The 20,906-nt window shown below is 41.3% G+C and carries 20 protein-coding genes; 16 read left to right on the top strand and 4 right to left on the bottom strand.

Annotation, left to right across the window (positions count from 1 at the left end):
• Nucleotides 1-36: 36 nt before the first annotated feature.
• Nucleotides 37-1,482 (bottom strand): M20/M25/M40 family metallo-hydrolase, encoded by a 1,446-nt coding sequence (locus tag K8B83_RS18100; protein ID WP_223418588.1) that lies wholly within the window; start codon nt 1,480-1,482, stop codon nt 37-39.
• A 133-nt stretch (nt 1,483-1,615) separates the two neighbouring features.
• Here K8B83_RS18100 and K8B83_RS18095 point away from each other — a divergent pair, with 133 nt between their 5' ends.
• On the top strand, nt 1,616-1,912 hold the full coding sequence (locus tag K8B83_RS18095; RefSeq protein ID WP_188739374.1) for an ArsR/SmtB family transcription factor: 297 nt from the start codon (nt 1,616-1,618) through the stop codon (nt 1,910-1,912).
• A 460-nt stretch (nt 1,913-2,372) separates the two neighbouring features.
• Here the strand turns inward: K8B83_RS18095 and rpsT are convergent, their stop codons facing one another.
• Nucleotides 2,373-2,639: a 30S ribosomal protein S20 gene (gene rpsT, locus K8B83_RS18090; protein ID WP_160053085.1), complete on the bottom strand. Its 267-nt coding sequence runs from the start codon at nt 2,637-2,639 to the stop codon at nt 2,373-2,375.
• Nucleotides 2,640-2,898: 259 nt separating this feature from the next.
• On the opposite strand from rpsT, the gene murJ reads away from it, so the two are divergent.
• From murJ to K8B83_RS18030, 12 genes are all read left to right on the top strand, one after another.
• Nucleotides 2,899-4,458, top strand: coding sequence for a murein biosynthesis integral membrane protein MurJ (gene murJ, locus K8B83_RS18085; protein WP_223418587.1), 1,560 nt, complete (start codon nt 2,899-2,901; stop codon nt 4,456-4,458).
• Between the two features lie 148 nt (nt 4,459-4,606).
• Entirely contained in the window at nt 4,607-5,542 is a 936-nt protein-coding gene (gene ribF, locus K8B83_RS18080) for a bifunctional riboflavin kinase/FAD synthetase (protein WP_188739301.1), read from the top strand.
• Between the two features lie 32 nt (nt 5,543-5,574).
• Nucleotides 5,575-8,397 (top strand): isoleucine--tRNA ligase, encoded by a 2,823-nt coding sequence (ileS, locus tag K8B83_RS18075; protein ID WP_188739302.1) that lies wholly within the window; start codon nt 5,575-5,577, stop codon nt 8,395-8,397.
• A gap of 19 nt (nt 8,398-8,416) precedes the next feature.
• Nucleotides 8,417-8,929, top strand: coding sequence for a signal peptidase II (lspA, locus tag K8B83_RS18070; RefSeq protein ID WP_188739375.1), 513 nt, complete (start codon nt 8,417-8,419; stop codon nt 8,927-8,929).
• Nucleotides 8,922-9,365, top strand: coding sequence for an FKBP-type peptidyl-prolyl cis-trans isomerase (gene fkpB / locus K8B83_RS18065; RefSeq protein WP_223418585.1), 444 nt, complete (start codon nt 8,922-8,924; stop codon nt 9,363-9,365). Before lspA ends, fkpB begins: the two co-directional genes overlap by 8 nt.
• A gap of 9 nt (nt 9,366-9,374) precedes the next feature.
• Nucleotides 9,375-10,334: a 4-hydroxy-3-methylbut-2-enyl diphosphate reductase gene (gene ispH, locus K8B83_RS18060; RefSeq protein WP_188739304.1), complete on the top strand. Its 960-nt coding sequence runs from the start codon at nt 9,375-9,377 to the stop codon at nt 10,332-10,334.
• Between the two features lie 249 nt (nt 10,335-10,583).
• The gene (pilV, locus tag K8B83_RS18055; protein WP_188739305.1) at nt 10,584-11,138 is read left to right on the top strand and encodes a type IV pilus modification protein PilV; all 555 of its coding nucleotides are present in this window, start codon (nt 10,584-10,586) and stop codon (nt 11,136-11,138) included.
• Nucleotides 11,135-12,103, top strand: coding sequence for a PilW family protein (locus K8B83_RS18050; RefSeq protein ID WP_373284913.1), 969 nt, complete (start codon nt 11,135-11,137; stop codon nt 12,101-12,103). Before pilV ends, K8B83_RS18050 begins: the two co-directional genes overlap by 4 nt.
• A 60-nt stretch (nt 12,104-12,163) precedes the next feature.
• Complete coding sequence (locus K8B83_RS18045) at nt 12,164-12,607, top strand: pilus assembly PilX family protein (protein ID WP_188739306.1); 444 nt, start codon at nt 12,164-12,166, stop codon at nt 12,605-12,607.
• 2 nt (nt 12,608-12,609) lie between these two features.
• Entirely contained in the window at nt 12,610-16,116 is a 3,507-nt protein-coding gene (locus K8B83_RS18040) for a pilus assembly protein (RefSeq protein ID WP_188739307.1), read from the top strand.
• A gap of 16 nt (nt 16,117-16,132) precedes the next feature.
• Nucleotides 16,133-16,528 (top strand): type IV pilin protein, encoded by a 396-nt coding sequence (locus tag K8B83_RS18035; RefSeq protein WP_223418583.1) that lies wholly within the window; start codon nt 16,133-16,135, stop codon nt 16,526-16,528.
• Nucleotides 16,525-16,830 (top strand): TapY2 family type IVa secretion system protein, encoded by a 306-nt coding sequence (locus K8B83_RS18030; RefSeq protein ID WP_188739309.1) that lies wholly within the window; start codon nt 16,525-16,527, stop codon nt 16,828-16,830. The genes K8B83_RS18035 and K8B83_RS18030 overlap by 4 nt, the downstream gene beginning before the upstream one ends.
• Before the next feature lie 51 nt (nt 16,831-16,881).
• Here K8B83_RS18030 and K8B83_RS18025 read toward each other — a convergent pair whose 3' ends face one another.
• Nucleotides 16,882-17,406, bottom strand: coding sequence for a GspH/FimT family pseudopilin (locus tag K8B83_RS18025; RefSeq protein WP_188739310.1), 525 nt, complete (start codon nt 17,404-17,406; stop codon nt 16,882-16,884).
• A 123-nt stretch (nt 17,407-17,529) separates the two neighbouring features.
• Nucleotides 17,530-18,054 (bottom strand): GspH/FimT family pseudopilin, encoded by a 525-nt coding sequence (locus K8B83_RS18020; protein ID WP_188739311.1) that lies wholly within the window; start codon nt 18,052-18,054, stop codon nt 17,530-17,532.
• A 218-nt stretch (nt 18,055-18,272) separates the two neighbouring features.
• Between K8B83_RS18020 and glnB the strand changes: the two genes are divergently transcribed.
• From glnB to K8B83_RS18005, 3 genes are all read left to right on the top strand, one after another.
• A complete protein-coding gene (gene glnB / locus K8B83_RS18015) occupies nt 18,273-18,611 on the top strand; it encodes a nitrogen regulatory protein P-II (protein ID WP_124017158.1) in 339 nt (112 codons plus the stop codon).
• Between the two features lie 70 nt (nt 18,612-18,681).
• Complete coding sequence (locus K8B83_RS18010; RefSeq protein ID WP_188739377.1) at nt 18,682-19,971, top strand: NAD(P)/FAD-dependent oxidoreductase; 1,290 nt, start codon at nt 18,682-18,684, stop codon at nt 19,969-19,971.
• A 214-nt stretch (nt 19,972-20,185) separates the two neighbouring features.
• On the top strand, nt 20,186-20,887 hold the full coding sequence (locus K8B83_RS18005; protein WP_188739312.1) for a SapC family protein: 702 nt from the start codon (nt 20,186-20,188) through the stop codon (nt 20,885-20,887).
• The last annotated feature ends 19 nt before the right edge of the window (nt 20,888-20,906 follow it).

The raw sequence follows: 20,906 nt of genomic DNA, 5'->3' as shown, positions 1-20,906 counted from the left end.
GGGCTTTTTTGATGAGTTCGGCAAGTCGTTTCGGTATTATTGCTGAGGATCTTTGGGTTTTATTGGTCTTAAATCAATTTCAGACTGCGCCATCATATAAGCAAATTGAGCATAAGCGGCTGCACTTTGAGCGAGCTTTTTAGGGTCAATTTTATCTAAGGTATCATTGGGTGTGTGGTGATAATCAAAATAGTCAGTACCATCTTGATGCAATGACGCTACAGGCACTCCTAAGCCTGGCATGATTGATACATCAGGACCGCCAGAGGCTTCATTGTTGCCAAGTTCTACGCCAAATAATGTCATGGCTGAATGCTCTTGCTTAACCTGTTCAAAAGTCTCTGGATTGACATTAAAATCAATTTTATACACAGGCCCAGCACCAAAATCAGACTCAGCTGCAATATAGTGCTTATCTAATTCATCTGCATGTTGTTCTGCATAGGCTTTTGCGCCAACAATACCGACTTCTTCTGCAGCAAATAATACCACTCTAATTGTACGGGCTGGTTTTTGAGGTAAGTCTAAAATCAATTTAGCTGCTGTTGTCACTATGGCGACACCTGCGCCATCGTCAATGGCTCCTGTGCCTTCATCCCATGAGTCTAAATGCGCACCAATTAATACGATTTCATCTGGTTTACTGCTCCCTGTTACTTCAGCAATCACATTATATGACGTTGCAATCCCCTGGTTTTCTGAAGTCATATTTAATGACAGCACAATATTAGGATCACGTTTTAACATGGCATTAATTAAGTCTGCATCTGGGTTAGACATTGCTGCAGCAGGAATTTTAGGGATCCCTTCTTCGTAACGCATCATTCCTGTGTGTGCCATACGGTCATGGTCGGTGCCAATTGAGCGGATTACTATGGCTAAGGCGCCTTTTTCTGCCGCAGCAATTGCACCTCGAGAGCGGCCACCAACGCTTTCGCCGTAACCCTTACCAGAAATATGGCGCTCGGTCTTATGGTCTATAAACACGATCTTTCCTTCAATACGCCCAGGGGAGGCGGCCTGAAGTTCTTCTAGGCTTTCAAATCTAACGATAGGAGCTTGTATACCGTTTAGCGGAGTACCAATGCTGCCTCCCAGAGCCGTTATCACCAAGGGTTGCTCATAAGGTGAAACAATACTGGCATGTGCAGTTCCACGAGACCATGCAGGCACTTGCACAGACTCTTTATAGACTTTATCAAATCCCATCAACCACAGTTTTTCCATTGCCCAATCGACTGCAACAATGTCTTTATCGGTTCCGGCTAATCGAGGACCGACTTCAACGGTAAGCGATTCAACAATGTCGTAGCTTAATCGTGATGATAATGCTTGCTTAGCAAGTTGTTGACTGATTTGCGCATCATCAGAATCATTAATTATTAATTTAGGTGTGGTTGTTTTGATTGGTGATACGGTTTGGCAACCAATTAGCGCAACAAAAATAGCGCCAACCAGGCTGGCTTTTTGAAAGTGTTTCATGAGTTTCCTTCGAATATTTTAGCTAAGTCTCATTTTTTACAACAATCTACCAAAAAGTGTGCTTTATGTCCCGACTCTATTTGTAAGGGAACGCTATATTAGTGCGGGGTTAGATTAGGAGAACATACTCGTGATGAATATTGAAAAAATGCAGCAGCAAGCAGATCATGCAGTAGTGTTGCTAAAAGCATTAGCAAATGAACGTAGATTGTTTATTTTGTGCCATCTTCTTAATGAAGGTGAAATGTGTGTCGGAGAAATGAATAAAAAGTTGGGATTGAGCCAGTCGGCGTTGTCTCAGCATTTAGCATGGCTTCGAAAAGATAATTTAGTGTGCACCAGAAAAGAAGCGCAGACTGTTTTTTATTCATTAAAGAGTGATGAGGTAAAAGAGCTGATCCAAGTGCTAAATAATATGTATTGCCATTAATTAATACCGCCTCACGAACGTCTTAATGAAAGCTCATTAAGACGTTTCTTATATACCTTCACACCACATATTACTCAAAGGGGTTCACAGACATAACATAGTGGCCTGCCATTGTGCTTGACCTGTGCTAATACCTACCAGCACAAGAATGTGATCATTTTTACTGGTTAATATCGCTCAGAAATGTTGAAGGTAGAGCAACTAGGTCGCTGCTATTTCTGCCGTATTCTATACGACTATTCTTATGCAATCTTTGATCACTTATTTATCCTGATTTGTATAACGCACTGGAATTAGTTGTACTGGGGGGGAATGAACGGTTTGGCAAATGAATGCAAAAATGAAACGCAGAAAAATCGTTTGGTAATGTTACTTTTTAACGTTTACGAGCAACAGTCCCTAACGTGCAGATATAAAAAAACCGGCCTAAGCCGGTTTTTTAAATCTTAAATCAGAAGAATTAAGCAACTAGTGCTTTGATTCTTGCGTTTAAGCGTGCCTTTTGACGAGCAGCTTTATTCTTGTGAATAAGGCCTTTAGTCGCCATACGGTCAACAATTGGTTGTGCAGTAGCGAATGCTTCTGTAGCCGCTTTATGGTCACCGCTTTTGATAGCAGCGATAACTTTTTTAACGTATGTACGTAACATTGAGCGACGGCTAGCGTTATGCTGACGACGCTTTTCAGACTGAAGCGCGCGCTTCTTTGCAGACTTGCTATTAGCCAAGGTGCAACTCCTAAAAACTGGATTTGATACTTTTAAAGGCCGAGGAATATGCCTGCTTTTTGTCGTCTTGTCAACGTCTACGATTGAATATTCATCATAAAGATAAATTAATCCAACCTAGCATGCCTATCTTCAACCCAACTCGTGTAATATGTGGCGCAATTCTACCAGCTCTTGGGTCTGTGTGACAGAGCTAGAACCGAATATTTGTATAATTCCCATTAATTTTATTTGAAGTGACCGTGTGTCTGGGGGCTGTTTGAGCAAAAAATTATTTAAATCAGGTCTTATAGTTAGTGTTATGACGCTGATTTCGCGAGTATTAGGTTTAGTTCGCGATGTGGTAATTGCCAATTTAATGGGGGCTGGCAGTAGCGCCGATGTATTTTTCTTTGCTAATAAAATTCCAAACTTTTTAAGGCGACTCTTTGCAGAAGGAGCTTTTGCTCAAGCTTTTGTGCCTGTGTTAACCGAGTATCAAGAAAAACAAACGCCTGAAGAAACCCGTGAGTTAATTGGTAAGGTTGCTGGTACATTGGGCGTGCTTGTATCAGTTGTCACTTTGTTTGGTGTTATTTGCTCGCCAGTATTAGCAGCATTATTTGGTGGTGGCTGGTTTTTAGATTGGCTTAATGATGGCCCCAATGCAGAGAAGTTTGAGTTAGCATCATTAATGCTAAAAATAACGTTTCCTTATCTTTGGTTTATCACGTTTACGGCTCTTGCTGGCTCTATTTTAAATACACGAGGACGCTTTGCTGTGTCGGCCTTTACACCAGTATTTTTAAATGTCGCCATTATTGCCGTTGCTATGTGGTACGCCCACACCCTCGAGAACCCTGAAATTGGTTTAGCATGGGGTGTCTTTGCTGGTGGCTTAATTCAGTTTTTGTTCCAAATTCCATTTTTACTTCGCGAAAAAGCGTTAGTTAAACCTTCGTGGGGGTGGACTCACCCTGGCGTTGTAAAAATCAGAACCTTGATGATCCCGGCATTATTTGGTGTATCAGTTTCACAAATCAATTTATTGTTTGATACCTTTATCGCCAGCTTTTTAATGACAGGCTCAATAAGCTGGTTGTACTACGCAGACAGATTACTCGAGTTTCCATTAGGGCTATTTGGTATTGCTATTGCAACTGTCATTCTCCCAGCGTTATCTAAAAAACACGTCAATGCCGAAGGTAGCGGATTTAGCCTGACAATGGATTGGGGGGTGAAAGCTATTTTATTACTTGGCGCCCCTGCAATGTTGGGGTTAATTATTTTAGCCAAACCTATGTTAATGGTGTTGTTTATGCGCGGCGCATTTACTATTAATGACGTTGAAATGGCCTCTTACAGTTTAGTCGCTTATGGCTGCGGCTTATTAAGTTTTATGATGATTAAAGTGTTGGCGCCTGGGTATTATTCACGTCAAGATACTAAGACACCAGTAAAATTTGGCATCATTGCCATGGTGAGTAATATGGTGTTTAACCTTATTTTAGCCATTCCATTTGGTTATGTCGGTCTAGCAATGGCAACCTCTATGTCAGCTTTATTAAATGCTGCTTTGCTTTATCGCGGCTTACATCTTGCTGGTGTGTATAGAGTGTCTCGTCAAACACTTATTTTTTCAGGTAAAGTCATAATTGCCACAGCCCTTATGGCTTTTGCAATCATATACGTTATGCCACAAATAAGCGTGTGGTTGGAGTGGCCTACGTTACAACGTATGATGATGTTAATAGAGCTTATTATCGGTGGTGCCCTTGTTTATTTAGCCAGTTTATTGCTACTTGGCGTTCGTCCATGGAAGATTAAACGTCAGGCATAGTTAGCATAAATTACTCGCTTGGGTAATTTAATAATCCAACAAGGGATTAAGTAAGCAAACTTCCGTAATAAACTGAGGTTGAAACTCGCATCTGACATTGGTTTGGGTATATAATCTGCCGATTTATAATTGGCAGTAATTGGGCGCAATGGAATTAATCCGCGGTATACACAATATTTTACCTTCTCATCATGGTTGCGTATTAACCATTGGGAATTTTGACGGTGTCCATCGTGGTCATGCGCAGGTGATAAGCAATTTAGTCAATAAAGCGCATCACTTTCAACTACCTGCAACTTTAATGACATTTGAGCCTCAGCCCCAAGAACGCTTTAGGGGGGCAGATGCGCCAGCCCGTTTAAGCTTGTTACGCGACAAGATTAGATTACTCGATGAACTTAACGTCGACAGATTGCTGTGTATCAATTTTACTGTCGCCTTTGCAAACCAACCCGCCGAAGTCTTTATTGAAGATTTATTGGTTAAAAAACTAGGGATTAAGTACCTGGTTGTGGGAGATGATTTTTGCTTTGGTAAGGGGCGAACGGGTAATTTTAGTATGCTAGTTGAGGCGGGTAAAAAGTTTGGCTTTACCGTCGTGAGTACTCAAAGTTTTATGGTGGGGTCGTTAAGGGTTAGCTCTACTGCTGTTCGAGAGCAACTTGCACTTGGGCACTTAGAGCAAGCAAGACGTTTGCTTGGGCATCCTTTTATACTCAGTGGTCGTGTTGCTCATGGGCAAAAAATTGGCCGCACGATTGGATTTCCTACAGCTAATATTGCTTTGAAGCGAAATGTGGTTCCAGTACGCGGTGTATTTGCAGTACGTGTATATTGGGATGACAGTGATATATATGAAGGTGTTGCCAATGTGGGTTTTAGGCCCACAGTTGATGGGCAAACTTGCAGATTAGAAGTTCACTTGTTTGATTTTTCCGGTGACTTATACGGTAAACGAGTGGAAGTAGAATTAGTAGCAAAAATCCGTGATGAACAACCTTTTGAATCATTGGACGCGCTAAAAAAACAAATTTTAAATGATGCAAATGAAGCACGCGCTTTGTTTAGCAACGATGCTAGCTGAAAAGAATCAGCTTTAATAACGGTATGGGATCAATGAGCGACTATAAATTTACTTTGAATTTGCCGGAAACTGAGTTTCCGATGCGCGGTAATTTGGCAAATCGCGAGCCAGAAATGTTAAACCGTTGGACGGAAGACGGGCTGTATCAGCAGATCCGCGACAGCCGTACAGGTCGTAAACCTTTCATCTTGCATGACGGCCCTCCATACGCCAATGGCAGCATTCATATTGGTCACTCTGTAAATAAAATTCTTAAAGACATTATTATTAAGTCTAAAACCATGTCTGGTTTTGACGCCCCATATATTCCAGGTTGGGATTGCCATGGTCTACCGATAGAATTAAAAGTAGAGCAAAAAGTCGGTAAGCCTGGTATCAAGATTTCTGCGGCGGAATTTCGTGAAGAATGCCGTAAATATGCTGCCACTCAGGTTGAAGGTCAACGTGACGACTTTATCCGTTTAGGCGTGCTCGGCGATTGGCAAAATCCGTATTTAACCATGGATTTTTCAACTGAAGCCAATATCGTTCGTTCATTGGCAAAAGTGATTGACAGCGGCCATTTGCATAAAGGCGTTAAGCCTGTGCACTGGTGTACCGATTGCGGTTCTGCATTAGCAGAAGCAGAAGTTGAGTACGAAGATAAAACCTCACCTGCAATCGATGTGGCCTTTGTTGCTGTAGACAGCGCAGCCGTGGCGGCTAAATTTGGTGTTGCAAACTATGCTAACTCAGTTTCAATGGCAATTTGGACTACAACGCCGTGGACATTACCAGCTAACCGCGCATTATCTTTAAGCCCTGATTTAGATTACAGCTTAGTCGAATTTACAAAAGACGGCGAAACCAAAACCATCATCCTAGCCCAAGTTTTAGTTGAGTCTTGTCTTGATCGTTATGGTGCTCAGTCACACACTATTTTAGGTGAAGTAAAAGGTGCTGAGCTTGAATTAATGCGCTTTAATCATCCATTTTACGCATTCGATGTCCCTGCTATCTTAGGCGATCACGTCACCACCGATGCTGGTACTGGTATTGTGCATACCGCTCCTGGGCATGGTCAAGACGACTTTGTGGTTGGCCAAAAATATGGCCTAGAAGTGGCAAACCCTGTTGGCGATAATGGCGTTTACAAGCCAGATACTGAATTTTTTGCAGGTCAGCATGTATTTAAAGCCAATGCTAGTGTGGTTGAATTACTTGAAGAAAAGGGTGCGTTACTGCTTCATGTACCTTATCGCCATAGCTATCCGCATTGTTGGCGCCATAAAACACCGATCATTTTCCGTGCAACGCCACAATGGTTTATCTCTATGGATAACCATGGTTTACGTTCGCAAGCATTACAAGAAATTGAACAAACGCAATGGATCCCTGATTGGGGTCAAAGCCGTATTGAAAAAATGGTAGAAAACCGCCCAGACTGGTGTATTTCACGTCAGCGCACATGGGGTGTTCCCATTACTTTGTTTGTACATCGCGAAACAGAAGAGTTACACCCAGACAGCGTGTCATTAATGGAGCGAGTCGCACATCGTATTGAACAGCAAGGTATTCAAGCTTGGTGGGATCTTGATGCAAGCGAATTACTTGGTGATGAAGCTGAACAATATCGTAAAGTCACAGACACATTAGACGTATGGTATGACTCTGGTTCAACCTTCTCATCTGTGGTTGCTGCGCGCCCTGAATTTCAAGGGCATGGCGTTGATTTATACCTAGAAGGTAGCGATCAGCACCGTGGTTGGTTTATGTCGTCGCTGATGATTTCAACCGCGATGAACGGTAAAGCACCCTACAAACAAGTGCTAACTCATGGTTTTACCGTTGATGGTAAAGGCCGCAAGATGTCAAAGTCTGTAGGTAACGTGATTGCGCCACTACAGGTCACCAACAAGCTAGGTGCTGACATTTTACGTTTATGGGTTGCTGCAACTGATTACAGCGGAGAAATGACTGTATCTGACGAGATTTTAAACCGCAGTGCAGATGCATACCGCCGTATTCGTAATACCGCGCGTTTCTTGTTAGCAAACCTAAGTGGTTTTAATCCAGAAACTGACATGATTGCGTCTGAAGACATGGTTGCACTTGACCGTTGGGTTGTGCGCCGTGCAGCAGCTTTGCAAAAAGAAATCATCGAAGCATACGATCAATATAATTTCCACCAGGTGACTCAAAAGCTGATGCAGTTCTGTTCAGTTGAGTTAGGCAGTTTTTATCTTGATATTATTAAAGATCGCCAATACACAGCTAAACAAGAAGGGCATGCCCGTCGCAGTTGTCAGTCTGCATTATTCCATATTGCAGAGGCCATGGTACGTTGGATGACGCCTATTTTAAGTTTCACTGCTGACGAAGTATGGCAATTACTGCCAGGCAAGCGTGAAAAGTATGTGTTTACCCAGGAGTGGTACCAAGGTTTAGAAGCTGTCACATTAGACAGTGATTTAAGCGATGACTACTGGGCTAAATTGTTAGATGTTCGTAACGAAGTGAACAAAGTACTTGAACAAGCACGCCGTGATAAGCGTATTGGTGGTTCATTAGAGGCTGAAGTGACCTTATTTGCAGATGCTGATTTAGCGGCGCAATTGGCTAAAGTCGGTGATGAATTGCGTTTTGTGTTACTGACCTCAAAAGCCGCTGTTGCAGACATGTCGCAAGCAGGTAACGATGCCATCGATACCGAATTAAGTTCGCTTAAATTAGTCGTTAATAAAAGCGAAGCTGAAAAGTGCGAGCGCTGTTGGCACTACCGTGAAGAAGTTGGCACCATCGAGGCTCACCCAACATTATGTCAACGTTGTGTGACTAATATTGAAGGTGAAGGCGAGCAACGCGAATTCGCTTAAGGGAATAATAATGAGTTCTGTGCCATTAACGTGGAAAGACAGTGGCTTGCGTTGGTATTGGGTGGCTGCATTGGTGTTTTTAGCCGATCAGCTATCTAAGCAATGGGTCTTGGCTAATTTTGAACTGTACGAGTCGGTAAAACTACTGCCATTTTTCAATTTCACTTATGTGAGAAATTATGGCGCAGCATTTAGTTTTTTAAGTGATGCCGGTGGTTGGCAGCGTTGGTTGTTTACCATTGTTGCTATTGGGTTTAGTACCTTATTGACCATTTGGTTGCGTAAACAATCGCACACCATGTGGCGCAGTAATTTGGCTTTTACTCTCGTCATAGGTGGAGCGTTAGGTAACTTAGTTGATCGCTTAATGCACGGTTTTGTTGTGGATTTTATCGATTTTTACTGGAATACCAGCCATTACCCAGCGTTTAATATCGCAGATGCTGGCATCTTTGTTGGTGCCATATTGATTATTTGGGAATCGTTCAAACCTGATGTTAAAGCATCAGAGGAGCAATCAAGCCGTGACTGATTTATCTAAACAAGATAACCATGCATTATTGTGCCACATGAATATCGTGCTTGAAGACGGCTCAACAGCTGATAGCACTAAAGCATCAGGAAAACCTGCAAGGCTGAATATTGGTGACAATAGCCTTAGCCCTGCATTTGAGGCCCAACTTAAAGGACTAAAAGCAGGAGATAAACACAAGTTTACTCTAGCGCCACAAGATGCTTTTGGTGAGTCGAATCCTGACGCAATCCATTATATGGACCGCAGCCGTTTTCCTGCAGACATGAAACTGGAAGCCGGTGTCATTGTCAGTTTTGCAGGTCCTGGTGGCAGTGAAATACCTGGTATTGTGCGTGATACAGCTGGGGATTCAATTACTGTAGATTTAAACCATCCACTTGCAGGGCATACCGTTACGTTTGAACTTGATGTCGTCAGTGTTATTACCGAATAAAGGCAAAACATGTTGAAAGTAGATCCTACATCGCCAGAGTTAAGCATTTTACTCGCTAATCCTCGTGGTTTTTGTGCAGGGGTAGATCGTGCCATTAGCATTGTGGAGCGAGCCTTAGAGTTATTTGAACCGCCTATCTATGTGCGTCATGAAGTGGTGCATAATCGTTATGTGGTTGAAAACCTAAAGCAGCGTGGCGCTATTTTTGTTGATGAACTCGAGCAAGTACCAAATAACAGCATCGTTATATTTAGTGCTCATGGTGTATCGCAAGCCGTTAGGAAAGAAGCGAAAACCCGTGGGTTAAAAGTATTTGACGCAACTTGTCCGTTGGTGACTAAAGTGCATCTACAAGTGACTCGTGCGAGTCGTAAAGGCATAGAATGCATTCTAATTGGGCATCAAGGTCACCCAGAAGTTGAAGGTACGATGGGCCAGTACGACAACCCTAAAGGCGGGGTTTATCTGATTGAGTCACCAGAAGATGTAAATAATCTACAGGTGAGCAACCCTGATAACTTATGCTTTGTTACTCAAACAACGCTTTCTGTTGATGACACATTAGATATCATTGCTGCTCTACAAAAACGTTTCCCATCCATCGAAGGGCCACGTAAAGATGATATTTGCTATGCAACGCAAAATCGTCAAGATGCAGTAAGAAGTTTGTCAGCAGAAGTCGACTTGCTTATCGTTGTGGGGTCAAAAAATAGCTCTAATTCTAATCGACTACGTGAGTTAGCTGAAAAAACAGGTACCCAATCTTATCTAGTTGATACCGCTGCAGATGTTGAAGCTGCCTGGTTTAGTCATGTTAAAAAGGTTGCTGTCACTGCTGGGGCTTCGGCACCAGAGGTTTTGGTACAACAGGTTGTTAACGCCATCGCTACATTAGCCCCGAGTGTTATCACTGAGGTAGAAGGCAGAAAAGAAGACACGGTTTTTGCGGTCCCTGCTGAATTACGCTAATAAATTCAATTGACTACAAATATAAACCCGCAACTTAAATTAGGTTGCGGGTTTTTTGTACTTGTGCGTTAAACCGAGTATAATACTGAATAAATGTTAACTTTATAAATCAATGTAAATATATATTCATGCTACTTACTGATTACATTTAACTCAGCTATGATTATAAATTGGTTAATGTAATTATCAGTAGATTAGGTTTAAGGCAAACCAAAGTTTTTATTGCCTTTTCATGGAGGTTTGGCTCTGATGTCATCAAAAAGGAATGGATTTTCCTTAATCGAAGTAATGGTTTCACTAGTTATTCTGGTGATAGGCCTTATTGGCATTTTTAATCTGCATCTCGTTGCCAAAAAAGGCAGTTTTGAGTCTTTTCAACAAACCCAAGCCTCGTATTATGCTAATGATATTATCAATCGCATGCGTATTAATAGTAGTGAACTTGCAAATTACGCAGGCACTTACTCAGGCACTTCAATCACATCTGCTAAAGCCTGCGATGTAGCCGTTGGTGTGAATGCCGTTTGCACTAATACCGAAACAAGAACTTGGGATTTATATCAGTGGGAACGCGCATTTGCTGGTGAAAATGAAAAATCATCAGATAATAATAATGTTGGTGGGCTCGATTCTGCTACGGCGTGTATTAGTGTAACTGGCACGGATGTCACTGTTGTGATGACATGGAAAGGTGTACGTGCAACCTCAGATGGCACCGAAGGTCAGTCAACCTTTATAAAAGGCTGTGGTAGCAGCAGCGATAAACGACGCGCGTTAGCAGTTAATACGGCGATTATAAGATGATGAAAGCAATAAAAAAACAACAGGGTATGTCACTTGTTGAATTAATGGTTGCAATGCTGATCAGTTTGTTTTTAACAGCTGGTCTTTTTACCATGTTCAGTATGTCATCGAGTAACGTCACCACAACAAGTCAGTTTAATCAATTGCAAGAAAACGGCCGTATTGCGTTGGCTATTATGGAGCGAGACTTAAGCCAATTAGGTTTTATGGGGGATATTACTGGTACTGATTTTATTATAGGTACTAATACCACTATGTCATCTACAGCGGTGACGGCAGATTGTGTGGGTGCAGGGTTAAACAATGCCAGCTTTCCTAATGCCCAACCAGCTCATTTTCGTCGACTTTGGGGCTACGAGCAAGGTGTCAGCGCTGACTCATTGGCTTGTGTTTCACCTAATAGTGGTACTGATGTTATCCAAATAAAACGTTTGATTGGTCCACCAGCCACAGCTCCGTTGACATCTTCACGTTACTACGCTTCAACTACGTCTAATGAAATTATCTTTTTTGATGGTAGCGCAACTCCGCCTACTCTTCTAAACAGTCGTGTGTGGGAGTTTCAGCATCATGTTTATTTTATTCGCGATGACGGCTCAACTCCTGTGCTGAGAAGGCGCACCCTATCAATCAATAATGGCATGAATAACGAAGAGCAACTCGTAGAAGGCATAGAAAATATGCGTATTATGTACGGCTTCGATAATGATGGTGACGGTACTGCGGACAGCTATATGCCAGCGCAAAATGTCACCACATTGATGTGGGATAATGAGCTGTTTCAACGATTAGTTGCGCTTAGAGTGTTTTTGTTAGTTCGTGCAAGTGAAGAAGACAATAGTTATAAAAATGATAATAAGTACTCGTTGGGTGATAAAACGATAGGGCCGCTTAATGACAAATATCGTCGCAAGGTTGTGTCTAGTACTATTATTTTAGAAAACCCCATTTTAATTAATCTTTAGTTTTATGAGTACACCATAATGCTGGTGTATTGCTTGGTTTACTTTTAGAAGGTGTTAACAATGATTACATCGCAAAAAAAGCAACAAGGTATCGTGTTGTTTTTTTCATTGATAGTGCTCGTGCTGATGACCATTATCGGTGTTGCATTGGCTGTTAATTCTACTCAGTCATTACGTATGGCTGGTGCGGGTTCTGAGCGAATTGAAGCAATGGCATCAGCAAAAGGCGCGCAAGATAAAGTCATTTCAGCTAATGCTGGTAGCACAATGGCAACAATGACGGTAGAAACTACCTCTTTAGATGGTGCTTTAGGTGTTTCTAATACTATAACGCCTATGAATGCTGGTGATGTCAGTTGTCAGCGAAGTGCTACAGCGAGTTCAGGAAATTTAATCAGTTGTCGTAGAGTGGAAGTTTCGAGTGCCGCGACATTCGGCCGCAGCGATATGGGGTTAGTAACCGTTGTTGCTGGTATTGAACAAGAAGTGTTAACAGGGAGTTAGTCATGTTTTTAAAACAATTATTATCTACATTGCTATTTGCAATTTTGGCTTACTCGTCCATCAGCTTGGCCGATGATACCGAATTGTATGTACTTGAATCCACCGCTCGTACGGGGTCTAAACCACAAGTGCTCATTATTTTTGATACGTCTGGTAGTATGAGTTCTACTTTTAAAACAGACGAGCCTTATGAACGAGGCAATGAAAACACTTCAAAGGGTACCTTAAAGGGTGACACTAAGTTGTATTTTACTCGCAGTAGTTCAAATATTCCTGAAGTGAGCAGTAGTCAGTTTTTCTTGCACAGTGTAAACGGCTGTGATGTGGGTGAAAAATACCTTGAAGATTACGGTATGTTCACCGGTTATATTCGTGAGCACAAGTATGTAGGTGAAAATGGTGTTTGGTCTGAATTACCACTGACAGACGGTAGTTCAATCAAACAAGTTGATTGTTACGAAGATATTGCCGAGCGAAACTATTATAATAATGGCACTAATTTTTGGGGGTTTCCTGTTGATGGCCTAGGTAGCAGTGCAGATCCTATCCGTTATGTGGCCGCTAATAACTCATCATCCACAGCCGAAATTGATGCAGCAATTGAAAAAGCTAAGTTAACAAATTTTGGTATCGGGCAACCCATTACACTTTATACAGAAAAATATGTGAGCTGGTATCACAGCACTAAAAGCCAAAAAAATTATTCAAGATTATCTGTTGCTCAACGTGTAATTGAAGACACCATTGTTACCACTCCTGGTGTTGATTTTGGCCTGTCTGTGTTTAACACAAACTCAGGCAGCTCAAACAGTGGTGGGCGAATCGTGTATGGTATAACCACTAATAATGAAGCCAATAAATCTAACTTGCTATCTACAATTGGTTCATTTAATGCCGATGGATGGACTCCTTTGTGTGAAAATCTTTATGAAGCCTATCTTTATTTTTCTGGTCAAGGGGTTCGTTATGGTGATGATGAGCCAACTAGAACTCCTTACAGGGATACAAGCGTAGAAGTCAGTAGTGTATACAAATCGCCTTTTGTTGGTAAGCAGTGCCAAGACAAGGCCTATGTCATTTATATCACTGATGGATTACCCACAAACGACAATAATGCTAATAATGAGATAAAAAATCTTCCAGGTATTACAAGTGCATATTCAGGTAACTATTTACCGGCGCTTGCTGGTTGGTTAAATAACAACGATGTTAATACTAGCCTTGATGGCACTCAGACTGTATCGACTTACACTATCGGTTTTGGTTCTGATGCCGCGTCAGTTGCCGGTATTTTGAAAGAAACTGCTTCACGTGGTGGTGGAGCGACATACACTGCATCTGACGCTCAAAAATTACAGGAAGCATTGCAGTCAATTTTCTCAAATATTTTAGAAACTAACTCTAGTTTTACCTCTCCTTCTATTGCTAGTAATAACTTTGACAGAACCCAAACTTTAGATTCTGTTTATTATGCGATGTTTTTACCTAATGAAGGCCCTCGTTGGGTCGGTAACTTGAAAAAGTTCAAAGTGACTGGTTCAGGGGACATTGTCGATAAAAATGGTAATGATGCCATTGGCGATGATGGTAATTTAGCCTCGTCGGCTTGTTCTTATTGGACTGATGATTCAGTCTGTAGCGCAACGAGTGGTGGGGGTGATGGTAATAACGTTCAAATTGGAGGTGCATTAACTAAGTTGCAATCGACTTCTAGTAGAACCTTATATGGTAATTTTGGTACAGGCGGTGCACTTAAAGCATTTAACAAGTCAAATGCTGCGACTAGTTTAGGGAGTGAAGCTGCGTTAGCGACGTTTATGGGCGTTGATAAAACAGAGCTAACTAAATTATTTGATTGGACGATTGGTATCGATGTCGATGATGAAGATGACGACGGCTCAACAACCGATAAGCGTGCCGATATTATGGGCGATCCATTGCATTCTAAACCATTAGCTATTAACTATGGTACTGAGGGGTCTCCAGATGTTCGCATTTTGCTTGGCACTAACGCTGGTTTTCTACACATGTTTAAAGATAGCGGTGCTAATGTAGAAGAGTCGTGGGCATTTATGCCGCAAGAGTTATTGCCTAACCTTCGTGAATTAAGGGCAAACGTGCCAACAGGGGTTCATTCTGTTTATGGTATGGATAGCCCGCCAGTGGCATATGTAAAAAGAAATGCTTCAGGTACTATTGATAAGGCTTGGTTATTTGTTGGTATGCGTCGTGGTGGTAAGTCGTACTACGCACTCGACATTACTAATCCTGATTCACCACAGTTTAAATGGAAAGTAGACCCTAGCTCCACAGGCATGAGTGACATGGGCCAATCATGGTCTGAACCTGTAGTTACCTTGATCCCTGGCGTTCCAGCCGGTAATACATCAGCAGATAGTGCATCTCCTGTGGTGATTATTGGTGGTGGCTATAATCCTTCAACAAAAGATGGATCAGGGGTCGGTACCGATGACACAACTGGTCGCAGTGTTTACATCTTAAATGCTGATACAGGAGCGCTTGTTTATCGATTTGGCACAGGTGCTAGTGGTACGCAATTACCTGGCATTGTTGACAGTATCCCCAATAGCGTTGCTATATTAGACAGTAATAATGACAACTTAACCGACAGATTGTATGCAACTGATACTGGCGCTAATATTTGGCGTATGGATTTACCCAGTGCATCTCCTACTAGTTCAACTAGCCCGTGGACAGCATTTAAATTTGCAAGTTTAGGTGGTTCAACACAAGCAACAGATAGACGCTTTTTTGCCGAAGCCGCAGTGGCCCAAACAGTGTTTACAAATATATCTCAAGTGACAGTGACAGATGCATCAAAAAATACGACAACAAGTTTGACCTATCAAAACATCCCTTACGATGCTGTGACTGTCGGGACAGGTCATCGACCACATCCATTAGATACAACTCGTTCAGATATGTTCTTTATGTTGCAAGATCGAAATGTTGTTACCAAATCATTTACTGGTGCGACAGGTAAAGAAATACCAGCCGCACTTGAATTAACTGATTTGTATGATGTCACTTCAGTCGCGCCAACAACAGAAGCACAGAATATTGCATTTGGCAGTAAGCGTGGGTGGTATTATAGCTTTGCATCTAAAGGCGAAAAAAGCTTATCTGCTTCTACAATCATTCAAGGAAAGGTGTACTTTACCTCTTATGTTCCAGGGGACAATACCTCTGCAAACCAATGTTTAGCGGTTGGTCAAGGCCGGTTATACGGTTTTGATTTGCACAAGGGCACTCGTACCTATACTCAAGAATATTTAGAGATGGGTGCCAGGGTTCCAGACACTCCACAGTTAGTCATACCGCCAAATGGTACATCAGAAAGTTATATGTACTTAATTGGTATTGGCTCCGCGGGCGATGACATGGAAAAAGTAGACGATGATGAAAGTGATGGCTGTGCCGCTGGTGATGATAAATGTATCGGTGGTGGTTTAGGCGTAAATAAAATTTATTATCATATAGATGAATAGCAATGAGCAAAAAATAATGATTACCAATGCAAGAGGATTTACTTTAATTGAAGTCATGATTACCGTTGTAATTGTGGGGATTTTGGCTTCAATCGCTTATCCAAGTTATACCCAGTTTGTTGCCAAAGGGGCAAGAGGTGATGGATTGGCTGGTGTAATGCACGTGGCTAATTTGCAAGAGCAGTATTATCTTGATCACCGTGCATTTACTAACGATATGACTAAAATCGGCTTGTCAGCAGATCCTTGGATTGTAGAAAATACCTACTATAAAGTGGACACCACATTAAGCGGGGATGATTATACTGTCACTGCAACAGCTGTTGGGGTTCAGGCTACTCGAGATACGGCTTGTGCTACAATATCGCTAACTTCAACAGGTACCAAGTCCCCTACGGAGTGTTGGAAATGAACATGATTAAACCGATTGTTACAGTGTTAACCTTGTTATTATCAATGAATGTAATAGCGGATGAAACAACGACATTAACACCTTATAAGTGTCATATAGAGACTCCTAATGGCTCAAATATTGCGTTGTTTACGTGGGATGCAGCACAGGTTGTGCAAGAGCAAAGCGCGTTACTTGCCGATTATGTGCCTACCATTACTAATGAACGATTGATAGTGAAAAGAGTCATTGAGTGCATTACCGAAGATAAAGTATTTAAAGATGTCTTAGTCAGAGAACAGGATGCTCAGCGTACACATTAATTATTGATTCAAGTTTAAAATGAAAAAGGCTTACATTTGTAAGCCTTTTTACTAACTGCAAGTCACTGTTGTAGTAACTTTAGACATTCTACCTGATGAATTAATGCTGACGGCCTCAGAAGAGCTGCTGTCAGCAGCACCAGGGCAGTATCTGAAAGTGCCACTTAGCCCATTAGTCGCCATGCCATCTGGGTTAAAACTATATCGAGATAAGTCAGATTTAATAATGTCGTTACTGTGAAATGCATCAACTTTACGTAATACAGTATCAGTAATACCGTTAGTAGTATCTATTGCACCAATAGTCCCGTTATCAATAAATACGCTAAAACCTTGTGTCCAGTCAGTACCACAGGATGTCGATGTCATGGGGCAAACAGATACTCTACTGCCATAACTAACAGCTTGGCTTCTAGCAAACACGAGTGAAGATTCAATAGTGCTAATTGCGCTTCTTGCTCTTATTCCTTCATAGAGAGAATTCAATGAAGGCACTGCAACAGTAATAAGAATTGCGGCTATAACAACCGTAACCATCACCTCGACTAAGGTAAAACCTGGCTGTAAATTTTTCATGTGTGTATCCTCAGCTATATAAGAAGAGTATAACTAAGCACAGCGTGAATTACAGCGTTTAATTGGTTATTTATTGTCTTGAGGTTCGGTCATTTCACAATATCTATCTCACTATTTACTAAGTTAATTTGACTTACATATGATGTTCTTCTTTTTCGACATTCTTGCTCGGCCAGCTTGATTGACAATCACAGCTTTTGAGTATTCGCTATCAACCGTCCCAGGGCAATACGTTAGTGTGCCATTAGTGCCAGATGCTAATCCATCAGGTTGAAAGCGAACAGCTGCGCGGTTATAGCTAACATAATCATTTTCATTAAATGCAGATGTTTGCTGTAGTATTTGATCATTAGCATCTAATTGATTCTTTTTGCCTTGATCAATAAATACGCTTAAACCAATACTCCAATCAGCAGAACATTTGTTATCAACAATAGGGCATACCGTCACCCTTGTTCCATAAGTAATGGCCATATTACGACCAAATTGAATTGTTTGTTGTATTACTTTAATACTGCTTTGCGCTCTAATCTGTTCATTAACGGCACTAAAAGAGGGGATAGCAATGAGTGAGAGCAACATAATTAGCAAACTTGTTACAATGACTTCAATAAGGCTAAAGCCCTTAGTGAGATAAATAGCGGTCATGTTAGTTCATCCTTAATCTAGTGGAGCATCCAGCCATGAGCTCAATAGTATAGAAAATGACCAATGTGTTTGCTGTGAAATATCTTTTTCTAAATACGCAAAATAGCAGCGACAATTTGCTGTAGATTCAAGTAAGATATTTGCAATAAATTTGGTTACCATAAACGTCAACTACGACAAACGCTTAACCAAGAATTAGCCGATGACAGGAGTATGTAATGAAAAAAGTCGAAGCCATTATTAAACCATTTAAACTTGATGATGTGCGTGAGTCACTCGCTGAGATTGGCATTACGGGTATGACAGTGTCAGAAGTAAAAGGGTTTGGACGCCAAAAAGGCCATACTGAGCTTTATCGCGGTGCAGAATACATGGTTGATTTTTTACCTAAGGTTAAAATTGAGCTCGTGATCCAAGATGAGCTACTAGAGAGAGCCATCGATGTGATTGTTGATACCGCCAGAACAGGTAAAATTGGTGATGGTAAAATTTTCGTGACTGATGTCGAGCGCGTTATTCGTATCCGTACCGGTGAAGAAAACGAAGAAGCAGTATAAGGCCCATTAGGGCCTTTTTAATGTCAGTTGATTTTGTTAGTCGTATTGTTTTATAGGGTTTCAGAGGTAAATTATGCAACAAAGAATTGTTATCGTGGGTGGCGGGGCTGCTGGTTTAGCTTTAGCCTCAAAATTGGGGCGTAAATTCGGTAACAATCCTTTAGTCGATATCAGCTTGATTGATAAGAACACCGTTCATATTTGGAAGCCCAAATTACATGAAGTTGCTGTGGGAGTTATAGATCAATCAATTGAAGGGGTGCAATACCGAGATCATGGCTTAAAAAATGGCTATCGCTATGTTCGAGGTGAAATTGCGCAGTGTGATCCTCAAACTAAGTCTATTCAGCTCGCTCCTGTCAGTAACGATGAAGGAGAGGAGATCATTGCTGCACGTCATATCGAATATGACACCCTGGTATTAGCTTTAGGCGGGGTTTCAAACAGCTTTAATACGCCCGGTGCCGAAAAGCACTGTATATTTCTAGACAGTCTCGATAGTGCAAATTTATTTCACCACAAATTGATGGATGCCTTATTACAACTCAATGAAACCCAGGATCAGCTAGGCATTGGTATTGTAGGCGCAGGGGCTACAGGTGTTGAATTAGCTGCTGAACTACATCATGTGATTGAATCTGTTAAAGAGTACGGCTATCAAAATATCAGTAAAGATCATCTAGACATTAATCTTATTGAAGCCTCAAATAAAATTTTACCGCAGCTGCCTGAACAAGTCAGCGCTAGAGCACAAACCGTTTTATCAAAACTCGGAGTAAAATTACATTTAGGTGTGCAGGTAAAAGAAGTCACCAAAGAAGGATTTGTAACGGCTACAGGTGATGTAATAAAAGCCAATATTAAGGTGTGGGCAGCAGGTGTAAAAGGCCCAAAAGTGTTTGAAAATTTCACTCAACTGCCTGTGACTCCTCGTAATCAAATCGATGTTGATGAGTGTATGAGAGTTAAAGGCATCGCTGATATATATGCTTTAGGTGATTGCGCACAGCTTATATTACCGTCAGGTAAGCCTGTCCCTCCACGTGCTCAAGCTGCAGCGCAAATGGCAGATCGACTTTATGCTAATTTATGTTTAAAAATGAAATCACAGCCCGAAAAGCCCTTTGAGTACAAAGATTATGGTTCGCTGGTTTCATTAAGCCGTTTTTCAGCGGTAGGTAATTTAATGGGCAATTTACGCTCTGGTGATTTTTTCGTTGAGGGCCATGTCGCACGATTAATGTATATCTCATTATACCAACGTCATTTAGCCAGTTTGTATGGTTGGTTTTCGGCATCTGTGTATCGTGTTGCTCAAAAACTACTGCGCTGGCAACGCCCCAAGCTTAAATTACATTAAGCTCTTTTTGACCGAACAAGGGCTTTTTACTGTTAGAGCCCTTTTTGTTGCACAATAAAGCAGCTTTTAATGGCAATAAGCACAATTTAATCTAAATGTACTTGAATTTAAGATTGATATTGGTAGTTTCTGTTATTAACGAGTTGTTAACTCTCGTATCGTAATTACGCTATACGTACATCAAACAAGATAATCTGTGCCTCAGGGAGCCAAGATGCAAAACCAAATTACACTATTAGAACAAACAAAACACGGTGATTTAAAGCTTATCCCAAGTGACTATTCACACGTAGCAGAGCAACATATCGTGCCTGTAACGCTTCATGAAGTGAGTAGAGCTGCAACAGAATACCCAATCGTATTTGTTAAAAATAGTGATACTAATGAGTTTCAGTCAGTTGCAATGCTAGGCTTAAAGCCTGGGCAAAATTTAAGTGTAAAAGACGGAAAATGGCATGGTTTGTACATTCCTGCTGTGGTTCGTGATTACCCAATGGGGTTAGTGCTAAATCCTGATGTAAAAGACAAAGTCTGGATTGGGATCCGTGAAGAAGCAAAAGAAGTTAGTAAAACTGAAGGCCAAGCCTTATTCGAAGACGGTAAAGAAACGCCATTTTTAGACGCGCGTAAGAAAGCGTTAATTAGTCATTATGAACAAGACCAAGCTACTCGTGGCATTCTCGGTTTTTTAAATGAAAAAGGCTTATTAATCAATCAAACATTAACGGTTGATGTGGCTGGCGAAAAACGCAATATTAATGGTCTATATGTTATTGACGAGCAAAAACTTAACGCTTTAAGTGACGACGAGTTTTTAGATTTGAAAAAACGCGGATTACTCGGTCCAATCTATGGACATTTAGGTTCGTTAAACCAAGTTAATCGCCTTGCAAGAGTTGAAATGCAAGGGCGATAGCCACTTTTTGACACAGTTA

It is taken from the genome of Shewanella inventionis, assembly GCF_019931735.1.
Classification (GTDB): domain Bacteria; phylum Pseudomonadota; class Gammaproteobacteria; order Enterobacterales; family Shewanellaceae; genus Shewanella; species Shewanella inventionis.
Note: the sequence above shows the minus strand (reverse complement) of the source record. Positions and strands in the feature narration are given on the sequence as shown.